Annotated in this window: 21 protein-coding genes; 12 read left to right on the top strand and 9 right to left on the bottom strand. The window is 64.6% G+C overall.

Annotated features, from left to right (window positions below; genetic code table 11):
* Nucleotides 1-2 precede the first annotated feature (2 nt).
* Complete coding sequence (locus tag FXB40_RS18600) at nucleotides 3-707, top strand: SDR family oxidoreductase (protein WP_148773646.1); 705 nt, start codon at nucleotides 3-5, stop codon at nucleotides 705-707.
* Between the two features lie 11 nt (nucleotides 708-718).
* Nucleotides 719-1,102: a cupin domain-containing protein gene (locus tag FXB40_RS18595; protein WP_148773645.1), complete on the top strand. Its 384-nt coding sequence runs from the start codon at nucleotides 719-721 to the stop codon at nucleotides 1,100-1,102.
* A 1-nt stretch (nucleotide 1,103) separates the two neighbouring features.
* On the opposite strand, the gene FXB40_RS18590 is transcribed toward FXB40_RS18595, so the two are convergent.
* The 4 genes from FXB40_RS18590 to FXB40_RS18575 all read right to left on the bottom strand — a co-directional run bounded on the left by FXB40_RS18590 (nucleotide 1,104) and on the right by FXB40_RS18575 (nucleotide 4,826).
* On the bottom strand, nucleotides 1,104-2,060 hold the full coding sequence (locus FXB40_RS18590) for a lytic transglycosylase domain-containing protein (RefSeq protein ID WP_148773644.1): 957 nt from the start codon (nucleotides 2,058-2,060) through the stop codon (nucleotides 1,104-1,106).
* Between the two features lie 212 nt (nucleotides 2,061-2,272).
* The gene (locus FXB40_RS18585) at nucleotides 2,273-2,548 is read right to left on the bottom strand and encodes a hypothetical protein (protein ID WP_148773643.1); all 276 of its coding nucleotides are present in this window, start codon (nucleotides 2,546-2,548) and stop codon (nucleotides 2,273-2,275) included.
* Nucleotides 2,549-2,627: 79 nt separating this feature from the next.
* On the bottom strand, nucleotides 2,628-3,485 hold the full coding sequence (locus FXB40_RS18580; RefSeq protein ID WP_148773642.1) for a VOC family protein: 858 nt from the start codon (nucleotides 3,483-3,485) through the stop codon (nucleotides 2,628-2,630).
* Nucleotides 3,486-3,632: 147 nt separating this feature from the next.
* Complete coding sequence (locus FXB40_RS18575) at nucleotides 3,633-4,826, bottom strand: urate hydroxylase PuuD (RefSeq protein WP_187436967.1); 1,194 nt, start codon at nucleotides 4,824-4,826, stop codon at nucleotides 3,633-3,635.
* Between the two features lie 206 nt (nucleotides 4,827-5,032).
* Here FXB40_RS18575 and FXB40_RS18570 point away from each other — a divergent pair, with 206 nt between their 5' ends.
* Nucleotides 5,033-6,334, top strand: a complete 1,302-nt coding sequence (locus FXB40_RS18570) for a PQQ-dependent sugar dehydrogenase (protein ID WP_187436970.1) — start codon at nucleotides 5,033-5,035, stop codon at nucleotides 6,332-6,334.
* Nucleotides 6,335-6,514: 180 nt separating this feature from the next.
* On the opposite strand, the gene FXB40_RS18565 is transcribed toward FXB40_RS18570, so the two are convergent.
* The 3 genes from FXB40_RS18565 to FXB40_RS18555 are packed head-to-tail and all read right to left on the bottom strand — an operon-like array spanning nucleotide 6,515 to nucleotide 8,699.
* A complete protein-coding gene (locus tag FXB40_RS18565; RefSeq protein ID WP_148773640.1) occupies nucleotides 6,515-7,315 on the bottom strand; it encodes an SDR family NAD(P)-dependent oxidoreductase in 801 nt (266 codons plus the stop codon).
* A gap of 1 nt (nucleotide 7,316) precedes the next feature.
* Nucleotides 7,317-7,871: a carboxymuconolactone decarboxylase family protein gene (locus tag FXB40_RS18560; RefSeq protein WP_148773639.1), complete on the bottom strand. Its 555-nt coding sequence runs from the start codon at nucleotides 7,869-7,871 to the stop codon at nucleotides 7,317-7,319.
* A 15-nt stretch (nucleotides 7,872-7,886) separates the two neighbouring features.
* Nucleotides 7,887-8,699, bottom strand: a complete 813-nt coding sequence (locus tag FXB40_RS18555) for an SDR family NAD(P)-dependent oxidoreductase (RefSeq protein ID WP_148773638.1) — start codon at nucleotides 8,697-8,699, stop codon at nucleotides 7,887-7,889.
* A 269-nt stretch (nucleotides 8,700-8,968) separates the two neighbouring features.
* Between FXB40_RS18555 and FXB40_RS18545 the strand changes: the two genes are divergently transcribed.
* From FXB40_RS18545 to cyoD, 4 genes are read left to right on the top strand one after another with little or no spacing between them, the layout of a single operon-like run.
* Nucleotides 8,969-9,802 carry a cytochrome ubiquinol oxidase subunit II family protein gene (locus FXB40_RS18545; RefSeq protein WP_148773636.1) on the top strand — a complete coding sequence of 278 codons (834 nt, stop codon included), beginning with the start codon at nucleotides 8,969-8,971 and terminating at the stop codon, nucleotides 9,800-9,802.
* Nucleotides 9,792-11,792 carry a cytochrome o ubiquinol oxidase subunit I gene (gene cyoB, locus FXB40_RS18540; protein WP_148773635.1) on the top strand — a complete coding sequence of 667 codons (2,001 nt, stop codon included), beginning with the start codon at nucleotides 9,792-9,794 and terminating at the stop codon, nucleotides 11,790-11,792. The genes FXB40_RS18545 and cyoB overlap by 11 nt, the downstream gene beginning before the upstream one ends.
* Complete coding sequence (locus FXB40_RS18535; RefSeq protein ID WP_148773634.1) at nucleotides 11,792-12,433, top strand: cytochrome (ubi)quinol oxidase subunit III; 642 nt, start codon at nucleotides 11,792-11,794, stop codon at nucleotides 12,431-12,433. Before cyoB ends, FXB40_RS18535 begins: the two co-directional genes overlap by 1 nt.
* The gene (gene cyoD, locus FXB40_RS18530) at nucleotides 12,430-12,819 is read left to right on the top strand and encodes a cytochrome o ubiquinol oxidase subunit IV (RefSeq protein WP_148773633.1); all 390 of its coding nucleotides are present in this window, start codon (nucleotides 12,430-12,432) and stop codon (nucleotides 12,817-12,819) included. The genes FXB40_RS18535 and cyoD overlap by 4 nt, the downstream gene beginning before the upstream one ends.
* A 216-nt stretch (nucleotides 12,820-13,035) precedes the next feature.
* Here cyoD and FXB40_RS18525 read toward each other — a convergent pair whose 3' ends face one another.
* Nucleotides 13,036-13,824 carry a thermonuclease family protein gene (locus FXB40_RS18525; protein WP_148773632.1) on the bottom strand — a complete coding sequence of 263 codons (789 nt, stop codon included), beginning with the start codon at nucleotides 13,822-13,824 and terminating at the stop codon, nucleotides 13,036-13,038.
* 197 nt (nucleotides 13,825-14,021) lie between these two features.
* Here FXB40_RS18525 and FXB40_RS18520 point away from each other — a divergent pair, with 197 nt between their 5' ends.
* The 4 genes from FXB40_RS18520 to FXB40_RS18505 all read left to right on the top strand — a co-directional run bounded on the left by FXB40_RS18520 (nucleotide 14,022) and on the right by FXB40_RS18505 (nucleotide 18,989).
* Complete coding sequence (locus FXB40_RS18520; RefSeq protein ID WP_246207706.1) at nucleotides 14,022-15,623, top strand: GMC family oxidoreductase; 1,602 nt, start codon at nucleotides 14,022-14,024, stop codon at nucleotides 15,621-15,623.
* A 7-nt stretch (nucleotides 15,624-15,630) separates the two neighbouring features.
* Nucleotides 15,631-16,080 carry a hypothetical protein gene (locus tag FXB40_RS18515; protein ID WP_148773630.1) on the top strand — a complete coding sequence of 150 codons (450 nt, stop codon included), beginning with the start codon at nucleotides 15,631-15,633 and terminating at the stop codon, nucleotides 16,078-16,080.
* A gap of 106 nt (nucleotides 16,081-16,186) precedes the next feature.
* Nucleotides 16,187-17,206, top strand: coding sequence for a S1C family serine protease (locus FXB40_RS18510; protein WP_148773629.1), 1,020 nt, complete (start codon nucleotides 16,187-16,189; stop codon nucleotides 17,204-17,206).
* A gap of 58 nt (nucleotides 17,207-17,264) precedes the next feature.
* Nucleotides 17,265-18,989 carry an FAD-dependent oxidoreductase gene (locus FXB40_RS18505; RefSeq protein ID WP_148773628.1) on the top strand — a complete coding sequence of 575 codons (1,725 nt, stop codon included), beginning with the start codon at nucleotides 17,265-17,267 and terminating at the stop codon, nucleotides 18,987-18,989.
* 131 nt (nucleotides 18,990-19,120) lie between these two features.
* Here the strand turns inward: FXB40_RS18505 and FXB40_RS18500 are convergent, their stop codons facing one another.
* Nucleotides 19,121-22,597 carry an indolepyruvate ferredoxin oxidoreductase family protein gene (locus tag FXB40_RS18500; protein ID WP_148773627.1) on the bottom strand — a complete coding sequence of 1,159 codons (3,477 nt, stop codon included), beginning with the start codon at nucleotides 22,595-22,597 and terminating at the stop codon, nucleotides 19,121-19,123.
* 162 nt (nucleotides 22,598-22,759) lie between these two features.
* Between FXB40_RS18500 and FXB40_RS18495 the strand changes: the two genes are divergently transcribed.
* A complete protein-coding gene (locus FXB40_RS18495) occupies nucleotides 22,760-23,716 on the top strand; it encodes a hypothetical protein (protein WP_148773626.1) in 957 nt (318 codons plus the stop codon).
* Nucleotides 23,717-23,781: the final 65 nt, after the last annotated feature.

The raw sequence follows: 23,781 nt of genomic DNA, 5'->3' as shown, positions 1-23,781 counted from the left end.
GAATGACCCTCGCAGGGAAGAAGGTCGTCGTGATCGGCGGCTCCTCAGGCATCGGCCTCGCCACGGCGGAGCTTGCAAAATCGGAGGGTGCTGACGTCGTCATCGCCTCGCGCAGCGCCGCGAAGCTCGATCCGGTCGCCGAGCGGCTGAAGGTGACGGCGATCCCGACTGACGTCACCAGCGATCAGAGCGTCGCCGAGCTGTTCAAGCGCACCGGCGCTGTCGATCATGTCGTGCTGACAGCCGCGCAGCTTCGCACCGGGCCGTTCAAGACTGTCGCGATGGAGGATGTGCGGGCCACGATGGAAGGAAAATTCTGGGGCGCCTGGCGCGTTGCGCGCGAGGCCGAGATCCGGCCAGGCGGGTCGCTGACGCTGGTCACCGGCTTCCTCAGTGTCCGGCCGCGGCCGAACTCGGCGATCGTCAGCGCGGCCAATGGCGCGCTGGAGTCGCTGGCTCGTGCGCTGGCGCTCGAGCTTGCACCGGTGCGTGTCAATGCGGTGTCGCCGGGTGTGATCGATACGCCGATCCGGGCTGCGATGCCGGAGGCTGCGCGAAAAGAGATGCTGGCCAGGACGGCGGCAGCACTTCCGGTCGGCCGCGTCGGCATGGCCGAGGACATCGCCCAGCAGATCGCGAGCTTCATGAACAACGGCTTTGCCACGGGCTCGATCGTCTATGTCGACGGCGGCGCACTGGTGAATTAGGGAGCACGAGCATGGCCGAGGAGATTGGCGGCGCCTTCATCCGCAACATCGCGGAAGTGCCTTGGCGCGAATTCCCCAACCATTTTGGTGGTGCGCTGTCCAAGCCGCTGGTGATGCCGGAGACGGCGGGCTCGCGCCGCATCGACTACCGCATCTCGATGTACCAGCCGATGGCCTATGTGGCGCGGCATCACCACAAGGTGCAGGAGCAGGTCTATCACGTGCTCGACGGCGAAGGATTGATGGAGATCGCCGGCAAGAACCATGTCGTGCGCAAGCACGACGTGATCTTTCTGCCGCCCGGCGTCGAGCACGCGATCTCCAATTCGGGCCTGACCGATCTCGTGTTCCTGGTGGTGACCTCGCCGGTCACCGACGACGAGAAGCCGATTTGATTTAGCCCGAGGAGCGCTCGCGCGCCGCGATACGGATGGCGTGAGCCTTCGTACCCTTCGCGCGGGCCGCGATCATGCTGCGCGCTCGGCCGTGGGCTGCGCCGTTCTTGTGGAGCAGGGCAACAAGGCGCTTGCGGGCGCGGTTCGCCGAGAGCCGCGCCGCCAATTGCTCGGCCTTGCGAATGATGGTGGCCGTCGAGGGCGTGAGGTTCGCGCGCACCCAGGCGACGTCCCTGGTCTTGGACAGGCTGCCGACGCCTTCGCAAGGCGCCTCGCGCGGCAGGTCGATCCGGATCGCCAGCGCTTCCGAGCGCTCGATCCAGTCCTCAGCCCTGGTGCCGGTGATGATGCGAACATAGTCGCGCGTCTCACGCGGCAGCTCGCTCTCCTTGGCGAGCCATTTCTGGATGCGACCCGGGCCCGCGTTGTAGGCGGCTGCGGCAAGGCCGAGATTGCCGAAATCGTCGCGGAGCTTGCGCAGGAATTTTGCCGATGCCGGCAGAGCCTTCATGGCATCGAAGGGATCATCGAGCCCGACCTCGGCGGCGGTCTCCGGCATGAATTGCGCAACTCCCTGGGCGCCGGCCTGGCTGACCTCGTTGGAACGAAAGCGGCTCTCTTGCCAGAGCAGGCGGGCGAAGAACGGCACGGGAATGCCGCTCTCCTCGGCCGCTTCCTTCAGCGCACGGCAGAATTGTTCGGTCGGCGACGCCGGAGCCTGCATGATCGTTTCGACCGCGCGCGGCGGCTCGATCGTCTCCTCGTACGATGCGCGCGCATTGGCGAGTTCGATGGCCTGCACGCTTGCAAGAAACAGCTCGACGAGGGGGACCAGCGAGGGCGCGCGATCGGCCTTGGGCGTTGCGTTGTCGAAGTAGGAAGCCTGCGAGGTGGGCGGCGTGCTGACGTCGCACATCAGAATCAGGAGCGCAGCGCAAGCCGCGACGAGAAATCGCATCTCGGTAAAAGTCCTCGAACTGTGGGGGAACGCCCAGCGCGCGCCGGTGACAAGGACTTCTTAACCGTAATTGCGGCGAAGCTGCGATTCCGCGAGACGGCCGGTGTTAGTACGGTGTTCCCATCGCAGAAAACGCAACGTTGCTCCCGCGGTTCTACGGGAGCCGCAGGGAAACTCAGGACTGCAAACGGTCTTGCGGGAAGCCCCGGCGGTTACACCTTGGGGAAATCCTTGCGCATTGCGATCTCGGCGGCATCGCCGGGCGACAACACAGTTTGGTCGAAAGCCGGCTGCGGTTTCGTCATGATGTCGTACAGCGAGATGCCCTTGATCGGCTTTCCGATCAGCTCGCGGACGCAATCGGCCAGCGTGCCGTTGTAGACGAGATAGGGCGGACCTCTGTCCTTCTGCCTCTCGCCCTTCAGCGACGGCCACTTCTTCAGTTCGGCCGGCGCGTCGTAGGCGATCGGCGATTCCTCTTTGAACATGCGCGTGGCCCCGGGGCGACTTGGACTGCCAGGAATCCTAGAGCCGCCGGGTAAACGCGCGTTAAAGAATTGGTTCAAATCAGCCGGAAATGAAGGCGAGCAGGGTGCCGTTGGCCTTGGCCGGGGGCACGACGATCGCGGCTCCGCTGCGGATAGCCACTGAGCTCAGCGCCTTCTCGGTCGCTGCGAGATCGTCGCTGACGAGCACCAGCGCCGCGCCGCCGCGCTCGGAGAGGCCTGCGAGCGGCACGCCGGGATAGCGTTTGCCGAGCTGATCCAGCGTCAGATAGACGAAATCGGCGCGATCGCCGCCGGAGGTCACGGTCACAGCACCGTCGGCTTCTGCCTTCGGCTCGCGATCGATCAGCCGCGCCAGATGGGCTGCTTCCTTCGCGGGCTCGGGCGTCGCGATCAGCACCTCGCTGATCCGCTTCGCCGCATTGGCGTGTTTCATCAATTCAGGAATCCAAACGGTTTCGCGCGTCTTGTGCTGGCAAGCGAAGATGCGAACGCCGCCGGGCGCTTCCGCGGTCGGCCACATGAAGGTGCGGAATTTGGCGGCCGAGACCGTGCCGTTCGGCAGCGTGACGGGCCGCTCGAAATCGGTCGGGCCGATCGGTGTGAGGCCGCGTGCACGGATCTCCTCGGCGCCGGCGGCGGAATCGACCGCGGTGAAGGCGATGCGCTCGATGCCTTCACCGTGCCGCTCGACGAAGGCGCGCGCGGGCGCATTGTGTTCGGTCGGCACCAGCACGCCGAGCAGCTCCATATAGTCCGGATCGAACATGATGGTGTAGTTGCCGGTGCCCATATGCGCGCTGTGGGTGCCGCGCGGCGACAGCGTGAAACCAAGCTGCCTGTAGTTTTCGGCGGCCTTGTCGAGGTCCTGCACCATGACCACGGCGTGGTCGATCCCGATGATGTTCTTGAGGGCCACTGTGATTTTCCCGGCAATTGCAAACTGACTTTGGACGGCCCGCGGCCGCTGGTCCTGTCTACGCCGGATGGGCGATCAAGTCATTTTCAAATCGGCGGGGGAAGCGGAATTTCATTCCGCGAAATGCGGCATCGACGCGTTGTGCCGTCAGCGATCCTGCTCGCTGATATAGGCGGCGAGAATGGCGCGCTCCTCGCTGGTCATCTCGGTGATATTGCCCGGCGGCATCGCATTGGACCAGGCGGCCACGCGGCCGATCAGGCGGATGTTGCGGTGGATATGCTCGGGCGCGTCGAGCAAAATGCCCTTTGGCGCGGTGACGATGCCGGCCCAGACCGGTTCGGTCGCGTGGCACATGCTGCAGCGGGACATCACGATCTCCTCGACATTGGCGACCGTGGGCTGCGCCGACAGCGCGCCCGTCTTGACCTCGCGTGGGCCGGCTGCGGACAGGAAGAGGATCGCGATCGCGCCCGCGGCTGCGACGCCCCACACCCACCACGGCGATTTGCGCCCGGCGTGGCCCTCGTTGAAGAAATGACGGATCACCGGCCCCAGCGCGAGCACGATCGCAACGATGATCCAGTTGAAGCGCGTGGCGTAGAGCAGGGGATAGTGGTTGCTGATCATCAGCACGACGACCGGCAGTGTCAGATAGTTGTTGTGGACCGAGCGTTCCTTGCTTGTCTTGCCGAGCTTCGGGTCCGGCGCCTGGCCCGCGATCAGGCTGGCGACGATCTTCTTCTGGTTCGGGATGATCACCGTGAAGACGTTGGCCACCATGATGGTGCCGATGATTGCTCCGATCTGGTTGAAGGCGCCACGGCCGCTCAGCACGTGGGTGAAGGCGTAGGTCAGCGCGACCAGGAACAGATAGCCGCCGATGGCAAAGGGCAGCTCGCGCTGTGCGAGCCCGGTGCGGCAGGCGACCTCATAGAGCAGCCACGCCAGCGCTAGGCTACCAAAGCTGAACAATCCGGCCTGGATCGGCGTGAGGTCGAGGATCGACTTGTCGACCAGGAACAAATCGGCGTCGAGATAGTACACCACCACCATCAGCGCGAAGCCGGACAGCCAGGTGGTGTAGGCCTCCCATTTGAACCAGGTCAGTTCGTCCGGCATCTGGCTAGGGGCCACCAGATATTTCATGATCCGGTAGAAGCCGCCGCCATGGACCTGCCAGGCCTCGCCTTGCACGCCGTCCGGCAGGTCGCTCCTGGGCTTGAGGCTAAGGTCGAGGGCGATGAAATAGAACGAGCTGCCGATCCAGGCGATCGCCGCCACCACATGAAGCCAGCGCAGCAGCAGGCTCGCCCATTCCGATACGATCGATCCCCACATGATCACCCCATCAATCGCGACGTCGATGCCGCAGCTTTGATGACCGCAACCGGCGGTCGTGCCCTTACAATCTGTTGCACCGATCCGCGCCATTTTCCAGTACGATGGGTCATACCAAATGCACATCGTGCGGGCATGAGCTGACGTGGGATTTGGCAGAAAAAGTCCGGGAGGAAGGCGACGTGATATCTCGTGTTTCGCACATGATGGTGCCCGCCTGGATGTTGGTTGCCTGCGCCGGCGCGCAGGCCGAGTCCGTGCTGCAAGGCAAGGATGCCTATGGCAGCTGGCAAGCCGACAAGCCCGGCGTTGTCAGGCTGATCCGCCCGCAGGATCTGGCCAAGCCCGGCGCCTCGCCGTCGGTCTCCAATGCCACGCGCGTGACGGCACGCGGCAGCGCCACGCCGCTCGTGCCGGAGGGATTCAAGATCGAGCTGTTGACTGACGGCCTGTCCGATGCGCGCGTGCTGCGCGTCGCGCCGAATGGCGACATTTTCGTTGCCGAGACCGGGCCCGGGCGCATTCGCGTGCTGCGTTTTGGGGAGGGCGGCAAGGTCGTCACGAACGAGGTCTTTGCCAGCGGGCTGAGCCGCCCGTTCGGCATCGCCTTCTTCCCGAACGGCGATAATCCGCAATGGGTCTATGTCGCCAATATCGGCAATGTCGTCCGGTTTCCCTATCATGCCGGCGACCTGAAGGCGTCGGGCAAGGCTGACGTCGTGGTGGCGAACCTCGCGCAGGGCTCTGGGCATTCCACCCGCGACATCGTGTTCACGCCCGACGGCAAGCGCATGCTGGTGTCGGTCGGCTCCGCCAGCAATGTCGCCGAGGGCATGGGGAGCCCGCCCGGCGGGCTCGAGGCCTGGTCGAAGGCGCAGGCGGTCGGCGCCTCCTGGGGCTATGAGGCCGAGCGTGCGGCGGTGCTGTCCTTCGACCCCGAAGGCAAGGACCGCAAGCTCTACGCCACCGGCATCCGCAATTGCGTCGGCCTCGCGATCCAGCCGCAGACAGGCTTGCCCTGGTGCTCGACCAACGAGCGCGACGGCCTCGGCGACGATCTCGTGCCCGACTACGTCACCAGCGTAAAGGAGGGCGCCTTCTACGGTTGGCCGTGGTTCTATATCGGCAACAACGAAGATCCGCGCCACGCCGGCGCGCGGCCGGACCTCAAGGACAAGGTGACGGTGCCTGATGTGCTGGTGCAGCCGCATTCTGCCTCGCTCGGCATGACCTTTTACCAGGGCACGCAGTTTCCATCCGAATACCAGGGCGACGCCTTCGCCGCCGAGCACGGCTCCTGGAACCGGTCGAAGCGCACCGGCTACAAGGTGATCCGCATCCGGATGAAGGACGGCAAGCCGACCGGAGAGTACGAGGACTTTGCCACGGGCTTTGTCGTGAATGACACCCAGGTATGGGGGCGTCCGGTGGGGATTGCGGTGGCGAAGGATGGCGCGCTGCTGATCTCGGAAGACACGGGCGGCACGATCTGGCGGGTGACGCATTAGCCTCACGCGGGGATGAGCGAGCTGCCTTCGCCTCTCCCCGCTTGCGGGGAGAGGCCGGATCGCATCGCAAGATGCGATCCGGGTGAGGGGGACTCTCCGCGAGTCCAATTGTTACCGTGTCTGCGGAAGCGGCCCCTCACCCCAACCCTCTCCCCGTAAGAACGGGGAGAGGGAGAAGGTCTACCCCCGCCTCACACTCGCCCCGCCATCCACCGGCAGTGTCACGCCCGTGATGAAATTCGCCTCGTCCGACGCCAGGAACAGCGCGGCATTCGCCACGTCCCAGCCGGTGCCCATCTTCTTGCGCAGCGGGACCTTGCTGTCGCGTTCGGCTTCGACTTCGGCGAGGGTCTTGTGCCATTCGCGGGCGCGGGTGTCGACGGCCATCGGCGTGTTCATCAGGCCGGGCAGGATGACGTTGGCGCGGATGCCGTATTCGGCGTTCTGGTAGGCGAGCTGTTCGGTGAAGGCGATCATCGCCGACTTCGTCGCCTTGTAGGCGACGTAAGGATAGGTGGTGATCGCGGCCATCGAGGAGATGTTGATGATGGCGCCGCTTCTCTGCGCGCGCATGATCGGGATCACTTCCTTGGCCGCCAGAATGCAGCTCTTCAGATTGATGGCGACGACACGGTCAAAAGCTTCTTCGGTGATCTGAAGCAGCTCGGCATCGCCGCCGGACAGGCTGACGCCGACATTGTTGTGCAGTACGTCGATGCGGCCCCAGCGCGATTTGGCGTCGGCGACCATCGCCGTGATGTCGGCAGATTTGGTCACGTCGGCCCTGAAGGCCGCGGCGATGCCTTGCTTCGCGGCGATCAGATCGACGGTTTCCTGCGCCGATTCCAGATGATGGTCGACGCACAGCACCTTCGCGCCCTCGCGCGCGAAGGTCAGCGCGGTGGCGCGGCCGTTGCCCATGCCCTCGCCGGGGCTCTGGCCGGCGCCGACGATGATCGCAACCTTGTCCTTGAGGCGCATGTCACTTCACTCCCGGGATCGGGTACTGCTGCAGTACCTCTTTGTAAGTGGGTTCGTTGTCGATCTTCATGGTGGCGAGCACGCGCACCACGCCGCAATAGAAGGCGATGGTGAGCACGAGATCGACCATGTGCTCGTCGGAGAGATCTTTCTTGATCTCGGCGAAGGTCGCATCCGACATGGCGAGCTCGCGCACCATCTCACGGGCGCCTTTGAGGATCGCGCTGGCGAGCGGCTCGAGCTTCGACGGCTTGCCCTCTGTCTCCGCTATCAGGCCGGCGATGTCCTCGTCGGTGACGCCGAACTCCTTTCCGATCTTCACATGATGGGTGAACTCGTATTCCGACTTCTCCATCCAGCCGACCTGAAGGATGGCGAGCTCGCGCAGGCGCGGGTCGAGCTTGCTCTTGAAGCGGATGTAGCCGCCGATGCCGTTGAAGGCACGCGCCATCTCCGGCGAGTTGACCAGCAGCTTGTGCAGATTCGTGTTGCGCTTGAGCATGTCGCGATATTCGGGCGCGACCTGGTCGGCCTCGAGATAGGGCAAGCGGGCCATCTGTGCTTCCTTCCATCAGTGTTCTTGTGACTCGCGTTCGGGCGCCTGCAGCGTCACGCCGCCGTCGACCACCAGCACCTGGCCGGTGATGTAGCGCGCAAAATTGCTGAGCAGGAATTTGACGGCGTGGCCGACGTCCCAGCCGGTGCCTTCTGTCTTGAGCAGCGAGGCCCTGGCGCGGTTGGCGCGGGCCTGCTCGCCCATGCCGCGGGCATAGACCATCGGCGTATACATCGGTCCGGGACAGATGCAGTTGACGCGAATGTTGTCGCGGCCGTGGTCGACGGCCATCGCGCGCGTCAGCCCGATGATGGCAGCCTTCGAGGTGGTGTAAGTCGTGAGTCCGCGCGGCCGCAGCGCCGAGATCGAGGAGATGTTGACGATGGCGCCGCCCTTGGCGGTCTTGATCATCGCGGGGATCGCGTGCTTCGAGAGCAGGAACATGGTCTCGACATTGACCTGCATGACGCGGCGGTATTGCTCGGGCGCCTCATCGACAACGCTGCCGCGGCTGCCGATGCCGACATTGTTGTCGAGGAAATCGAGCCGGCCCCAGCGGTCGAGCGCGGCTTCGACCAGCGTCTTGCAATCGCCCTCGCTGGTGACGTCGCCGCCATGCGCCGCGGCGGTGCCGCCTTCGCCTGCGATCATCTCGACCGTGCGTTCGGCAAGCTTGAGATCGCGATCGGCCACCAGCACTTTTACGCCGGCACGGGCGAGCAGAATTGCTGCAGCGCGGCCGTTGCCGATGCCATCGCCCGCGGCCCCGCCGCCGCTGATCAGCGCCACCTTGCCGGCGAGGCCGGCATCGTCCTCAGGGCCGTGCATGTCGTTTCATCCCGATATTTTCGTGCAAACTAGCAATGGAGCGCAGAGGTGAGAAGGCCAGCTGTCCCGCGCGGATGTCATTGACATCGCATGGAATTGCATGCCGCCGCGCGGGACGGCCCGGAGTCGAGCGAGCGTGTTGCGGAACCGTCTTCACACAACTGCGTTTGCGGCGGGGGTACTTTTCGCGTTACGCTCCGTGTTTGCGGCGGGGGTACTTTTCGCGTTACGCTCCGTCTCGGGGACTCCCAACCGCCAGTGGCTTGCCGATGAATCTGCTTGATCCACAAGGGCCCGTGGCTGCGGCCAACAGCACGATTTTGGTCGATTCCGTCTTCATCATGCTCGCGATCGTGGTGCCAACCATTTTCGCGATTTTGGCTTTTGCGTTCTGGTTTCGCGCGTCCAACACCAAAGCGCGCTACCAGCCTGACTTCGTCTATTCCGGACGCGTCGAGATGGTGGTGTGGGCAATCCCCGCGCTGACCGTGATCCTGCTCGGCGGCGTTGCATGGATCGGCTCGCATAAGCTCGATCCCGCAGTGCCCGTGCCGGGCACCGGCAGCCCGGTGCGCATCCAGGCTGTCTCGCTCGACTGGAAGTGGCTCTTCATCTATCCGGACCAGCGCATCGCCACCGTCAACACGCTGACGGTGCCGGCAGGCGCGGAGCTGAATTTTCAGCTGACGTCGTCGAGCGTGATGAACGTGTTCTTCATCCCGCAGCTCGGCAGCATGATCTACTCCATGAACGGCATGGTGACGCGGTTGAACCTGCGTGCCGACAATGAAGGCAAGCTCCAGGGCCTGGCGGCGCATTTCTCCGGCGACGGTTTTCCGGACATGATGTTCGACGTCAACGTGATCTCGCCGCTCGCCTTTCCGGACTGGGTGGCGAACACCGCCAAGTCCGGTGCCGTGCTGAACGAGGAGAGCTACAAGAAGCTGATGCAGCAGGGCATCGAGCGGGGCAGGCCGACCTATCGCCTGGATGATCCCCGGCTGTTCGATCTGATCGCGACCCAGCACATTCCGCCGGGGCCCGGACCGGAGCTGATCTCCGATGCCGGCCGGCCGCACAGTGGAGGGCACGATGCTCGGTAAGCTCGACTGGTCGGCGATTCCGTTCGAACAGCCCATTCCGCTTATCGCAGGCGGTGTGGTGCTGGTCGGCATCCTCGCCGTGCTGATCTGGGTCGTGGTGAAAGGGCATCTGCCCTATCTCTGGCACGAATGGATCACCAGCGTCGATCACAAGCGGATCGGCGTCATGTATATCCTGCTCGCCTCGGTGATGCTGCTGCGCGGCGGCAGCGACGCTATCATGATGCGAATCCAGCAGGCGATCGCCTATCAGTCACAGGGCTATCTCCCGCCGGAGCACTACAACCAGATATTCTCGGCCCACGGCACCATCATGATCTTCTTCGTGGCGATGCCGTTCGTGATCGGGCTGATGAACCTGATCGTGCCGCTCCAGTTGGGCGTGCGCGACGTCGCGTTCCCGACGCTCAATTCGGTTGGCTTCTGGCTGACCGCAACAGGCGCGCTGCTGGTCAACCTGTCGCTCGTGATCGGCGAGTTCGCGCGCACAGGCTGGCTCGCCTTTCCGCCGCTCTCGGAGCTGTCCTATTCACCCGGCGTCGGCGTCGACTATTACGCCTGGTCGCTCCAGATATCCGGTGTCGGCACGCTGGTGGCAGGCGTCAACCTCGTCACGACCGTGCTGAAGCTGCGGACCAAAGGCATGAACTATCTGCGCATGCCAATGTTTTGCTGGACCACGCTGGCCTCGAACCTGCTGATCGTCGCGGCGTTCCCGATCCTCACCGCGACGCTCGCGATGCTGCTGCTCGACCGTTACCTCGGCTTCCATTTCTTCACTAACGAAGCCGGCGGCAACGTCATGATGTTCATGAATTTGATCTGGGCCTGGGGCCATCCGGAAGTCTATATCCTCGTGCTGCCCGCCTTCGGCATCTTCTCCGAGGTGGTCTCGACCTTCTCCGGCAAGGCACTGTTCGGTTATCGCTCCATGGTGCTCGCCACCATGGCGATCTGCGTCATCGCCTTCATGGTCTGGCTGCACCATTTCTTCACGATGGGGGCGGGGCCCGACGTCAACGCCATCTTCGGCATCGCCAGCATGATCATCGCAGTGCCGACGGGCGTGAAGATCTACAACTGGCTATTCACAATGTATGGCGGGCGCATTCGCTTTACGACGCCGATGCTGTGGGCGGTCGGCTTCATGGTCACCTTCATCATCGGCGGCTTGACCGGCGTGCTGGTCGCGGTGCCGCCCGCGGATTTCATGCTTCACAACAGCATGTTCCTGGTGGCGCACTTCCACAACGTCATCATCGGCGGCGTGCTGTTCGGTGCCTTCGCCGGCTTCGAATACTGGTTCCCGAAGGCGTTCGGCTTCCGCCTCGACGAGCGCTGGGGCAAGCTCGCGTTCTGGTTCACGTTCACAGGCTTCTACGTCACCTTCGTTCCGCTCTATGTCGCCGGCATGCTGGGCATGACCCGGCGCCTGCAGCACTATGATGTCGCTGAGTGGCGGCCGTGGATGATCGTAGCGGCGATCGGGATGGCGGTGCTGTCGATCGGCGTCATCTGCCAGATCATGCAGCTCGTGGTCAGCATCCGCAATCGCGAGGCGTTGCGTGACCGCACCGGCGATCCCTGGGACGGCCGCTCGCTGGAATGGGCGACCTCATCGCCGCCGCCGGTGTTCAATTTCGCCTTCCATCCGGACGTGCGCGGCGAGGACGCCTATTGGGACATGAAGCTCAGCGCCCAGCAGCAATCGCTCGATCACGAAGAGCCGGAGTATCACGACATCGAGATGCCCAGGAATTCGCCGACCGGCTTCGTCTGCGCGTTCTTCGCCACCATCATGGGCTTTGCGCTGATCTGGCACATCTGGTGGATGGTGATTTTGGGCGGCATCGGCGCGTTCGCGACCTTCGTCGTCTTTGCGTGGCGCGACCACGACGAATACGTCATCCCGGCCGCGGAGGTCGCCGCGATCGATCGCGTCAATCTCGAGGAACGGCGCAATCTCGTCAGCATGGCGGGAGCGATCTGATGGCGATGACCGCAACTATCGGCCGCGCACATGCCGATCCCCATCACATCGGCCTCGTCGTTGAGCATCCCGGGCCGGCGCCTAAGCGCACCGTCACCGCCTATGGCTTCTGGGTGTTCCTGCTTTCCGACATCGTGATGTTCTCCTGCTTCTTTGCGGCCTACGCGGTGCTGGTCAGCCAGACCGCCGATGGCCCCAAGGGCTCGGAGATCTTCGAGCAGCGGAACGTCGCGATCGAGACGGTCTGCCTGCTGCTGTCGAGTTTTACCTGCGGCATGGCCAGCATCGCGGCCGACGTCCGCAACCGGTTCTGGTTCTATCTCGGCATGGCCGTCACCTGCCTGCTCGGGGTCATCTTCCTCGTGATCGAGTTCCGTGAATTCGCCGATCTCGTCTCCCGCGGCTATGGCCCGTCACGCAGCGCCTTCCTGACCGCGTTCTTCTCGTTGGTCGGGTGTCACGGCCTGCACGTTTCCGCCGGCGTGCTCTGGCTGCTCACCATGATGGCCCAGGTCTTTGCCAAGGGCTTTCGCGCCGACGTGCTGCGCCGGATGATGTGCTTTGCGCTGTTCTGGCACGCGCTCGACATCATCTGGGTCGGCGTGTTTTCCGTCGTGTACCTGCTTGGGAGTGGCGTATGAGCGATCAGACGCACATGAATGGCGAGCATGACATCGCACCTGGCGATGAAGAGCAACACAGCGTCGGCGAGCGCATCGTCGGCTATGTCGTCGGCCTCGGTCTCGCGCTGCTGCTCACCGCGACCTCGTTCTTTATCGCCGGTACCGATCTGGTCTGGCAGCCTTCGATCCCGGTTGCGCTGATCGTGCTGGCGATCGCGCAGATGGGCGTGCACCTGGTGTTCTTCCTGCACATCACCACGGGCCCGGACAATACCAACAACGTGCTGGCGCTGGCCTTCGGGCTTCTGGTCGTGTTCCTGGTGGTGGGCGGAACCGTCTGGATCATGGGGCATCTCAACCAGAACATGCCGCCGATGGATCAGTTCATTCGGATGCACAGCTAGCGCTGCGCAAAAAAGAAGAGCCGCTTGTTTGTGACAAGCGGCCCAAGTCTAGGGAGGAAACGCCCGAGCAAAGACAATCCGATGAGGATCGTCCGCCAAGGAAACGCTCGCGCAAAGCGCTTGCGTACACATATAGGTGCAGCAACTCCCGTTGGAGTTCAATTCCGGATCAATACTGTCTCGGTCTACCACTCACGGGTGCGTGAACCGTCTTGTTCACTTTGGCCGGCGGCAATTGTAGGCCTTGCGGAAGCCCGAAGCCTGGGCGTCGTCCTCCGAGCAGAACCAGCGGTCCGGCCTGGTGGTCGCGGCGTAGCTCGGGCAGCCCCGCAGATGATAGATGCCGATATTGCCGGTGACGCGGGCGCGCACCGCAAGCTTGCCCTTGATGGCGCAGCTCGGCGGCGCCGTCAGCTCGTCCGGAAACAGCACCGCACGGATCTCCTTGTCGCGGTCGGAGCGGCAGGCGGCGCCGAGCAGCGTGCCGTCCTTCTTGCCGGTGCGGAATTCTTGCGGTGCAACAAAGCAGCCTTTCCAGATGCCGGCCGACGCCGTCTTGGCCTCGGTGGCCGCCGGCTTGACGTTGGCCTTGATGGGCTCGCGCGCGATGGCAAAGCCCAGCTTGAGCAGCTGCTCGTTCAACGAGACCTTGTCGCCCTCGACGGTGCAGATCGCACGGTGGCGCTTGCCAAAATTCTTCTCGGGTCCGACATCGTCGCAGCGAACCGGCTTTCCGCCGATCAGCTTGGTGAGCTGGTCGCGGGCGTCGATGCCGCAGGTCCAGGGATCGGCGTGGTCGTCGATGCAGACCTGGTCGAGCTCGGGCGCGTCGACGCCGTCGAGCCGGTAGGTGACGTCGCCGAGCTGGATCGAATTGGCGTCCCGGACCGTGGCGGCCGCGGTCAGCGCGGTGGCGGGGCTGGAGGTCCCCAGAAATCCGGACAGAGCGAGAAACAAGACAAGCGCGAAGGCGCGGGTGGCGGCCAATGAATTCTCGGCGGACATAATTTCTCGCTATCGATTGCTATTGCCCCTCGTTCCTAGCATCCGGATCGGACGATACCAATGGTCTGCGCTGTGCGAAGTGCGACATTCGCCAGCCAGCCTTTACTCGCCCGCCGGTCTGCCCCTATCGTTTGCCGGCCTTGTGAGCCGTGATGGCCGAATCGCCCGGGAAGCGGCGAGGGCTGGAGGAAGAAGTTTTGACGAAAGATCCCGTGGACGTCCTGATCATCGGCGCCGGCGCTTCGGGTGCCGCAGTGGCGTGGTCGCTGGCCGAGACCAAGATGCACATCCTCTGCCTGGAGCAGGGCAGCTGGATGAACCCGGCGGAATATCCCAGCACGGGCCGCGACTGGGAGGCCAAATTCTACGGCGAGTGGTCGTCGAGCCCGAACGTCCGCGGCCGGCCCGAGGACTATCCGATCAACGACGACAGTTCGCCGATCAAGGTCGTCAACTACAACGCGGTCGGTGGCTCGACGGTGATGTACACCGCGCATTGGCCGCGGCTGCATCCCTCCGATTTCAAGGTGAAGACGCTGGACGGCGTCGCCGACGACTGGCCGATCGACTACGACGCGCTGACGCCGTTCTTCGAGGAGAACGACCGCATCATGGGCACGTCCGGTCTGTCGGGCGATCCACTCTCGCCGCTGACGCATCCGCCGATGCCGCAGCAGCCGATGGGATTGTCCGGCGCGATCATCGGCAAGGCCATGAACAAGCTCGGCTGGCACTGGTGGCCGTCGGACACGACGGTCGCGACCACAGACTATGAAGGCCGCGCCCGCTGCATCAATCTCGGCCATTGCACGCCGGCCTGCGCGCAAGGCGCAAAATCCTCGACCGACATCACCTATTGGCCGCAGGCGGTCCGCGCCGGCGTCGAGCTGCGCACCCATTGCCGGGTACGGGAGATCACCACCGACGAGACCGGCATGGCCACGGGCGTGGTCTATTACGACAAGGACGGCGTCGAGCAGTTCCAGCCGGCGCATGTCGTCATCGTCGCCTGCAACGGCGTCGGCACGCCCCGCCTGTTGCTCAACTCAAAATCTGACCGCTTCCCGAATGGTCTTGCCAATTCGTCGGGCCTCGTCGGCAAGAATTTGATGTTCCATCCCTATGCGCAGATCTACGGTTACGTGAAGGAGCCGACCGACAGCAACCGCGCGCCGCCGACCTGCCTGTGGAGCAAGGAGTGGTACGACACGGATTTGTCGCGCGGCTTCGTGCGCGGCTATGGCGTCCAGTTCGTGCGCGGGGCGGGGCCGGTGTTCGAGGCTGTCGTCAGCGAGCAGAAGGGCATTCTGCCCTGGGGCGCGGATCATCACCGCGTGTTCCGCAAGCTCAACGGCCATCGGCTCGGGTTCTCCGCGATCTGCGAGGATCTGCCGGAGGAGCACAATCAGGTCACGCTCGATCCCGTGCTGGAGGACAGCCACGGCATACCCGCGCCGAAGATCAACTACACGATCTCCGAGAACAGCCGGAAGATGATGGACCATGCGCTCGCCCGCGGCCGCGAGATCCTCGAGACGGCGGGGGCGACCGACATCTGCGTCAACTCGCCGATCCCGTGGGGCGGCTGGCATCTGCTCGGCACCGCGCGCATGGGCACTGATCCCAAGCGCTCCGTCGTCAACGAATGGGGCCGCACGCACGATGTGAAGAATCTCTTTATCGTCGACGGCAGCATCTTCGTCACCTCGGGTGGCGTGAACCCGACCTCCACCATCCAGGCCCTCGCGCTCTATATCGCCGACCAGATGAAGAGCCGTCTTGCAAACTTGTTCGACTGAGGCCGTCATGTCCGAAGACAATCAACTCACGCGTGCCCAGCGCGACGACCTCCGCACCGTCGCCGGCATGATCGTGCCCGCCAGCGACGAGTACAAGGTGCCCGGCGCCGACGATCCCGCGATCCAGGCCGACATCGTGGCGACGCTCGGCCGCGACACCAAATTGGTGACGGCGGCGCTGGACCATCTGGCGCGGCTCGCAGGAGGGCCGCTCGCGGAGCTCGCCGCCGCCAGGCGCGATGCAGTGGCGCAGGCGTTTCGCAAAGACGGTGGCGGGGCTGCGGCAACGCTGGTTCGCGTCGTGCTGCAATGCTACTACCGCGACGACCGCGTGCTGCGTTCGCTCGGGCTCGAGTTGCGCCCGCCGTTCCCCAAGGGCTATGTGCTCCCGGATGGCGACTGGTCGCTGCTCGATCCAGTCAAGGCGAGGGCTGGTACGTTGCGGCGAGCGCCCTAGCCACTCGGGTAGTCACGCACTGGGCAGTCCAGCCTTGCGCCCCAGGCAGGCCACTTGCACCGGCGGGAACAGGCCACCATCTGTGTGAGCCTCAAGGACTTTTGCCATGCTGGATATCACTTCAGATATCGTCGATGACGCCGCGTCATCGCGAACGGCTCCATCTGCCCCGGTCGACGACCGGGCCTTGCTGGATGCCTATTCCAATGCCGTGATCGATGTGACCGACCGTGTCGGTCCTGCCGTCGTGCGTGTCGAGACCGGGCCAAAAGTGCCGAACGGCCGCGAGCGCGGCGGGCTCGGCTCGGGCATCGTGATCTCGCCGGACGGGCTCGTCCTCACCAACAGCCATGTGGTCGGTTCCTCCAAGGAGATCCGGCTGCGGGACGTCGAGGGCAACGTGGGTGACGCAAGGGTGCTCGGCGTCGACCCCGACACCGATCTGGCGCTGTTGCGCGCCAATGGTGTGCGCGATCTGCCCTATGCCGCGCTTGGCAATTCGAAGACGCTGCGGCGTGGCCAGCTCGTGATCGCGATCGGCAACCCGCTCGGCTTCGAGTCGACTGTCACGGCCGGCGTGGTCTCGGCACTCGGGCGCTCGATCCGCTCCGTCAGCGGCCGTACCATCGAGGACGTGATCCAGACCGATGCCGCGCTCAATCCGGGCAATTCCGGCGGACCGCTGGTGTCGTCGAATGCGGAGGTGATCGGCATCAACACCGCCATCATCAATGGTGCGCAAGGCATCTGCTTTGCGGTCGCCAGCAACACCGCGCAGTTCGTGCTGTCGGAGATCATCCGCCACGGCTATGTCCGCCGCGCCTTTATCGGCGTCGCCGGACAGACCGCGCCGGTGCCGCGGCGGCATGCTGTGCTGGCCGGCGTCGAGAACAAGATGGGTGCGCTGCTCGCGCAGATCGAACCGGACGGCCCGGCGGCGAAGGCGAGCCTGTTGCCCGGCGACGTCGTGATCAGGCTCGACGGCATCGAGATCAACGGCGTCGACGATCTGATCCGGGTGCTCGACCGCGACCGGATCGGACGGCGGCTCGCCATGGACGTGCTGCGGCTCGGCCGCCTGCGGGCGATCGACATCGATCCGATCGAGCGGAAGCCCCAGCGCTAGCTGTGAGGCCACGGGCGGAGTATGACGGTGTCATGCCTCGCCTCCGGACCTTTGCCGCATGATGCCGGCGCATGAGACCTACGACGTCATTGTCATCGGCGCCGGTGCCGGCGGCATGACGGCTGCGGCGGTTGCCGCCGCCGAAGGTCTGCGGGTGCTGGTGATCGAGAAGACCGCCTTCGTCGGCGGCACGACCGCATGGTCGGGCGGCATGGTCTGGATCCCCGCCAATGCCAAGATGAAGGAGGCGGGGCTCTCCGACAGCATCACGGATGCCGTCCAATATCTGTCGAACACGGTGCCGGAGCCCGCCAATGCGGGCTTGCGCGCGGCCTTCCTGGCGCGTGGGCCGGAGGCGGTCGCCTGGCTCGAAGCCAACACGGAAGTTCGCCTGCAGCCGGTGAAAGCCTATCCCGACTACTATCCGGAACGGCTCGGTGCGACGGCGGGCGGGCGCGTGCTGGAGCCGGTTGCGTTCGACGGCATCCGGCTCGGCGCGCATTTCGCACGGCTGCGCGCGCCGCTGCCGGAATTCACGCTGTTCGGCGGGATGATGGTCAATCGCCTCGACATCCCGCATCTGCGCCGGATCGGAAAATCGCTGCGCTCCACCTTGCGCGCGGCGCGGCTGGTCTCGGAATACGCGCTGCAGCGGCTGCGCTGGCCCCGCGGCACGACGTTGCATCTCGGCAATGCGCTTGCGGCGCGGCTCTATGCGTCGCTGCTGTCGCGGCAGGTCGAGATCCTCTTCAGCGCGGACGTCGAGGATTTGTCGATGCAGGGCGATCGCGTCAGTGGCGTGGTCATTCGCCATGGCTCACGCGACCGTTCGATTGCCGCGCGCCGCGGCGTGGTGCTCGCGACCGGCGGGTTCTCGCACGATGCGACTTTGCGCAAACGCTTCTTCCCGGCGGCGGCCGGCTTGGTCTCGGCCGCCAACACAGCAGGCACGGGCGATGGACTTCGCCTTGCGACCGCACGCGGCGCCGCGCTCAATACGGAGGCGACGAGCCCGGCCTATTGGGTGCCGGCCTCGCTATTCCGGCGTGACGATGGAAGTCGCGGTGTTTTCCCGCACACAGTGACCGACCGTGCCAAGCCCGGCGTGATCGCGGTGAATGCGGCGGGGCGGCGTTTCGTCAATGAGGCGCTGTCGTACCACGAATTCGTGCTCGCCATGCTGCGCGACGGCAATGGTGAACCGGACCGGCCGTTCTATTTGATCTGCGACCGTCAGTTCCTGTGGAGCTATGGCCTCGGTCGCATCAAGCCGTTCACACGTAGTGTGCGACGTTCTGTGGCAAGCGGGGAGTTGTTCGAGGCTCCGGATATCGCGCAGCTCGCGGCGAAGATCGGCATCAAGCCGTCTGTGCTTAATGCGACGATCGGGAGCTACAACTCCGATGCGAAGGAGGGCCGCGATCCCGAATTCGGCCGTGGCAGCACCATCTACCAGCGGCACCTCGGCGATATCAGCCACAAGCCCAACCCTTGTGTCGCGCCGATCTACCGTGCGCCGTTCTTCGCGATGCGCATCTACCCGGCCGATCTCGGCACGGCCATCGGCATGAGGGTGGACGCCCAGGCGCGCGTGCTGCGCGAGGACGGCACGCCGATAGCGGGCCTCTATGCCTGCGGCAACGACATGGGTTCGATCATGAACGGGAACTATCCGGGGCCCGGCATCACGCTGGGGCCGGCGCTGACGTTCGGGTATGTCGCGGGACGGCATCTGGCGGAGGGAGCTACGATGGCGCCGACCACCGCGAAGGCGGCTGTTTGATTGTCGCACCCGCTATTTCCGCGTCATTGCGAGCGCAGCGAAGCAATCCAGACTGTCTCCTCGGAGGGACTCTGGATTGCTTCGTCGCAAGGGCTCCTCGCAATGACGAGGAGAGGGCTCGCGCTTAACGGCTACTCTGCAGCCGCGGCAAAGCGGCTGTTCTCCAGCTCCGCTTCCAGCCGCGCCTTCTCGGCCGCCGCCAGCTTGACGTTGGCTTCCTTGACGTGCCCGAACCCGCGGATGCTCTCCGGCACGCGGGCGAGCCTTGTCAGCAGCGGAATTTGCTCCGCCTTCAGCCCGGCCGTCCGGTGGTCGATCATCGCCAGATAGTCCGCGACCAGCTTCCGCTCGGTCCGGCGCTCCTTGCTGCGGCCGAACGGGTCGAGCGCGCCGCCGCGCAGGAATTTCAGCTTGGCGAGCACGCGGAAGGCGTGGATCATCCAACCGCCGAACTCCTTCTTCTGGAGATGGCCCGTTGTCTTGTCGCGCTGCGCGAAGATCGGCGGCGCCAGGTGGAATTTCAGCGTGAAGTCACCGTCGAATTTCTCCGACACCTTCCTGGCAAAGCTGCCGTCGGTATAGAGCCGCGCGACCTCGTACTCGTCCTTGTAGGACATCAGCTTGAACAGGTTTTTCGCGACCGCCTCGGTCAGCTCCGTGGACGCTGGTGATGCGGCGTTCTCTGCCTTGCGCACCTTGGCGACGGCCGCGAGATAGCGGTCCGCGTGGGCCTTGTCCTGGTAGCCGGTCAGGAATTCGGCACGGGTCGCGATGATGTCGTCGAGCGACTTGGTCGGTGCGGACGCGCGGCTCTTGAACTGGAGCACGCTGCGCACGCGCGACATGTCGTGAGCGGCGAGGCGGCCCCAGGTGAAGGCGAGCTTGTTCATCTCGATGGCGGCGCCGTTGATCTCGATGGCGCGCAGCAGGGCCTCCAGCGACAGCGGGATCGCGCCCTTCTGGAAGGCGAAGCCGAGCATGAAGGGATTGGTTGCGATGCTGTCGCCCATCAGCGCCGCAGCGATGCCGGTGGCGTCGATGATGTCGAGGTTCTTGTCGCCGACAGCGTCGCGCAGCACGGTCTGCATCGTGCCCATCTCGAAATCGATATCGGGGTTTTGCACGAAGCTGGCGGTCGGCTGCAGATCGGCGTTGATATAGGCCTTGGTCACGCCGCGCTCGGCGCGGCTCAGTGCAGTCGGGCCAGCCGAGACGATCATGTCGCAGCCGAGGATGACGTCGGCGCCGCCGGTGGTGATGCGGACCGCGGAAATATCTTCCAGCTTCGGCGCAATACGGACATGGCTCATCACCGCGCCGTTTTTCTGCGACAGGCCGGTGAAGTCCAGCGCCGAACAGCCCCGGCCGTCGACATGGGCGGCCATGCCGAGCAGGGCGCCGATGGTGATGACGCCGGTGCCGCCGATGCCGGTGACGAGGATGTTGTAGGGCGCATCGAGCTCACGCGCGGGCGGTAGCGGCAAATCGGCGAACAGCTGGCCTGAATCCACCGACGAAGTCTTCATGCGCTTCAGTGAGCCGCCATGCACGGTGACAAAGCTCGGGCAAAAACCCTCGACGCAGGAAAAGTCCTTGTTGCAGTTCGACTGGTCGATCTGGCGCTTGCGGCCGAACTCGGTCTCCAGCGGCTGCACCGAGACGCAGTTGGAGGCCTGCGAGCAATCGCCGCAGCCTTCGCAGACGAGCTCGTTGATGAAAGCGCGTTTGGCGGGATCCGGATAGAGCCCGCGCTTGCGGCGGCGGCGCTTTTCCGCGGCGCAGGTCTGGTCGTAGATCACGACCGTGAGACCCCCGATGTCACGCAGCTCGCGCTGCACGGCATCGAGCTCGCGGCGGTGGTGGATGGTTGCGCCTTGCGGGAAGTAATTACCTTCAGGATATTTCGTCGGATCGTCCGAGACGATCGCAAGGCGCTTCACGCCCTCGGCCCAGACCTGGTGCGCGATCTGCGCGACGTTGAAGGCGCCCTCGGCCGGCTGGCCGCCGGTCATGGCGACAGCGTCATTGTAGAGGATCTTGTAGGTGATGTTGATGCCGGCGGCCGATGCCGCGCGAAGGGCGAGGAGCCCCGAATGCGTGTAGGTGCCGTCGCCGAGATTCTGGAAAATATGCTTCTCGGTGGTGAAGGGCGACTGGCCGATCCAGTTCACGCCCTCGGCGCCCATATGCGAGATCAGGTCGGTGCGGCGGGTCGGCATGCTCAGGGCCATGCCATGGCAGCCGATGCCGGCCATGGCGCGGCTGCCCTCCGGCACGCGCGTCGACGTGTTGTGCGGGCAGCCCGAGCAGAAGAACGGCGTGCGCGCGAGCTTGATCTGCGTGGTGGCGGTGACGGGATTGTCGAAGGCCTCGAGCCGGGCGAGGCGCTGCTCCAGCACCGGATTGTGATGACCGAGCTTGCGCAAGCGCGCCACCACCGCGCCGGCAACGATGGTCGGTGTCAACTCACCCTCGCTCGGCAGCAGCGGCGCGCCGCTCTCGTCGCGTTTCCCCGTGACGGTCGGGCGCCTGGACGCATCGATATTGTAGAGGATGCGCATCAGCTGGTCTTCGATGAAGCCGCGCTTCTCCTCGACCACGAGCACGTCCTGAAGGCCTTCGGCGAAACGCTTGGCGCCGCTTTCCTCCAGCGGCCAGGTCAGTGCGACCTTGTAGATGCGCAAGCCCAGGTCCTGTGCGTCCTTGTCGGTGATCCCCAAGTCGGCGAGCGCCTGGCGCAGATCGAGATAGGCCTTGCCGGTCGCGACAATGCCGAGCCGCGCGGGCTTTGAATCGAGCACGATGCGGTCGAGCTGGTTGGCGCGGGCAAAGGCCTGCACCGCGGCCATCTTCGGGCCGAACAGCCGACGCTCGGCGTCCAGCGGCGGATCGGGCCAGCGGATGTTGAGGCCGCCGGGCGGCATCTCGAAATCATCGGGAAGCCTGATCTGGATACGTGCGGGATCGCTGTAGATGGAGGCCGAGCTTTCCACCGTCTCGCTGATCGCCTTGAAGCCGACCCAGCAGCCGGAGAAGCGCGACAGTGCGAAACCGTAGAGGCCGAGATCGAGATAATCCTGCAGCGTGGCCGGATTGATCACGGGGATCAGCGCTGCCGCGAAGACCTGCTCGCTCTGATGCGCCAGCGTCGAGGACTGGCAGCCGTGGTCGTCGCCGGCGAGCGCGAGCACGCCGCCATTGAGCGAGGTGCCGGCCGCGTTGGCGTGCTTGAGCGCGTCGACCGATCGGTCGACGCCTGGGCCCTTGCCGTACCAGATGCCGAACACGCCATCGACCTTGGCGCCGGGAAACAGGCCGACCTGCTGGCTGCCCCAGACTGCGGTCGCAGCTAAGTCCTCGTTCAGGCCGGGGACGAAGGCGATGTCGTGCTGCTGAAGGTGCGACTTCGCGCGCCACAGCGCGTGATCGTACATGCCGAGCGGGGAACCGCGATAGCCGGAGATGAAGCCGCCGGTGTTGAGCCCCTGGAGCCGGTCGCGTTCGCGCTGCAACATGGGCAGGCGGACCAGGGCCTGGGTGCCGGACAGGAAGATCCGCTTCGATTCGAGCCGGTATTTGTCATCCAGCTCGACCTGCATCAGCGTCATTTCAGAAGTCCTCGTCTTTCACTCGGCGGGGTTTGCGCAGCGGGAGGGATTTGCGGCTGCGCGACGCGAATTGTGACAGTCAAGGGCATGGGCCGGCGAAGTCAATACGGCTAGCCGCATCCGTGGCGCTCCTGCTAGTCATGGCTTCGACCGGAGGACACCATGGCTGCAAACGCATTCGACACCGAGATCACAGAGACCGCCGAAGCCCTGATCGGGCCGTGGCGCCAGCCGCGTCAAATGCTCCACGCGCAAACTTACGACGCGCACGCCTCCATCCATGACGACGCCACCGCCCAAAAGCTCGGCTTCAAGGGCGGGACCATCGAGGGTCCAACGCATTTCAGCCAGTTCGCGCCGCTCGGTGCGCGGTTGTGGGGACAGGCGTGGTTCGAGAGCGGTTGTCTCTCCGCGCATTATCGCAATGCCTGCTTCGAAGGTGAGGAGGTGCAGGCGATCCTGTCCAAACCTTTGTCTGGAACGAGCCAGTGCCAGATCCAGATGGTCAAGCGCGACGGCACCGAGGTGCTGCGTGGCACAGCCTCGGTCGGCGATGCGCAGGTCGCGACTGCGCTCGAGACGCGCCTGACCGAGCTCAAGCCGCTTGCCGATCCCGTGATCCTGCGCGCCGTGAAGGTCGCGCAGACGAGCAAGCGGCAAGCGGTGCGGATGGCGTTCGACCAGAACATGGGCGCCCTCTATCCGTTCTCGCTGCGCCAGAAGCTCGCGGTCATCACCGAGAACTCACCGTACTTTTCGAGCGCCGACAATCCGTGGCAGAAGCCGATCATCCCGATGGAGATGCTGAGCGTGCTGTTTCAGTACCGCTCCAAGGACGATCCGCTGCCGGCCAAGGGACCGGCCGTCGGCCTGTTCGCGGACCAGGAAATTCGGCTGGTGAAGGGTCCACTGTTCGTTGACGAGGAGTACGACGTCGAGCGCGAGGTCGTCGCGCTGTCCGGCAGCCGCCGCACCGAGAGTGCCTGGATCAGGACGCGTGTGTTCGACAAGGCGGGCACGATGATCGCCACCATGCTGCTCAACATGGCGACGCTCAAGGACTCTTACGCGCCCTATGAGGAAGAGTATCGGCGGCTGTATGGAGATACTGCCCGCTAAAAAAGCGGGCTTCGCCGCCGCTCATCCTTTGAGCAAATGCACGTCGCAAAGTCGTCGCACAGCGA

It is taken from the genome of Bradyrhizobium rifense (assembly GCF_008123425.1).
Lineage (GTDB): Bacteria > Pseudomonadota > Alphaproteobacteria > Rhizobiales > Xanthobacteraceae > Bradyrhizobium > Bradyrhizobium rifense.
The sequence above is the reverse complement of the archived record's forward strand: the minus strand, read 5'-3'. Positions and strand labels throughout refer to the sequence as shown.

Excerpts from the sequence above, each read along its gene's own strand:
- FXB40_RS18600 (WP_148773646.1), top strand. The coding sequence starts at position 3 with ATGACCCTCGCAGGGAAGAAGGTCGTCGTGATCGGCGGCTCCTCAGGC.
- FXB40_RS18595 (WP_148773645.1), top strand. The coding sequence starts at position 719 with ATGGCCGAGGAGATTGGCGGCGCCTTCATCCGCAACATCGCGGAAGTG.
- FXB40_RS18590 (WP_148773644.1), bottom strand. The coding sequence starts at position 2,060 with ATGCGATTTCTCGTCGCGGCTTGCGCTGCGCTCCTGATTCTGATGTGC.
- FXB40_RS18585 (WP_148773643.1), bottom strand. The coding sequence starts at position 2,548 with ATGTTCAAAGAGGAATCGCCGATCGCCTACGACGCGCCGGCCGAACTG.
- FXB40_RS18575 (WP_187436967.1), bottom strand. The coding sequence starts at position 4,826 with ATGTGGGGATCGATCGTATCGGAATGGGCGAGCCTGCTGCTGCGCTGG.
- FXB40_RS18570 (WP_187436970.1), top strand. The coding sequence starts at position 5,033 with ATGGTGCCCGCCTGGATGTTGGTTGCCTGCGCCGGCGCGCAGGCCGAG.
- FXB40_RS18565 (WP_148773640.1), bottom strand. The coding sequence starts at position 7,315 with ATGCGCCTCAAGGACAAGGTTGCGATCATCGTCGGCGCCGGCCAGAGC.
- FXB40_RS18560 (WP_148773639.1), bottom strand. The coding sequence starts at position 7,871 with ATGGCCCGCTTGCCCTATCTCGAGGCCGACCAGGTCGCGCCCGAATAT.
- FXB40_RS18555 (WP_148773638.1), bottom strand. The coding sequence starts at position 8,699 with ATGCACGGCCCTGAGGACGATGCCGGCCTCGCCGGCAAGGTGGCGCTG.
- FXB40_RS18545 (WP_148773636.1), top strand. The coding sequence starts at position 8,969 with ATGAATCTGCTTGATCCACAAGGGCCCGTGGCTGCGGCCAACAGCACG.
- cyoB (WP_148773635.1), top strand. The coding sequence starts at position 9,792 with ATGCTCGGTAAGCTCGACTGGTCGGCGATTCCGTTCGAACAGCCCATT.
- FXB40_RS18535 (WP_148773634.1), top strand. The coding sequence starts at position 11,792 with ATGGCGATGACCGCAACTATCGGCCGCGCACATGCCGATCCCCATCAC.
- cyoD (WP_148773633.1), top strand. The coding sequence starts at position 12,430 with ATGAGCGATCAGACGCACATGAATGGCGAGCATGACATCGCACCTGGC.
- FXB40_RS18525 (WP_148773632.1), bottom strand. The coding sequence starts at position 13,824 with ATGTCCGCCGAGAATTCATTGGCCGCCACCCGCGCCTTCGCGCTTGTC.
- FXB40_RS18515 (WP_148773630.1), top strand. The coding sequence starts at position 15,631 with ATGTCCGAAGACAATCAACTCACGCGTGCCCAGCGCGACGACCTCCGC.
- FXB40_RS18510 (WP_148773629.1), top strand. The coding sequence starts at position 16,187 with ATGCTGGATATCACTTCAGATATCGTCGATGACGCCGCGTCATCGCGA.
- FXB40_RS18505 (WP_148773628.1), top strand. The coding sequence starts at position 17,265 with ATGATGCCGGCGCATGAGACCTACGACGTCATTGTCATCGGCGCCGGT.
- FXB40_RS18500 (WP_148773627.1), bottom strand. The coding sequence starts at position 22,597 with ATGACGCTGATGCAGGTCGAGCTGGATGACAAATACCGGCTCGAATCG.
- FXB40_RS18495 (WP_148773626.1), top strand. The coding sequence starts at position 22,760 with ATGGCTGCAAACGCATTCGACACCGAGATCACAGAGACCGCCGAAGCC.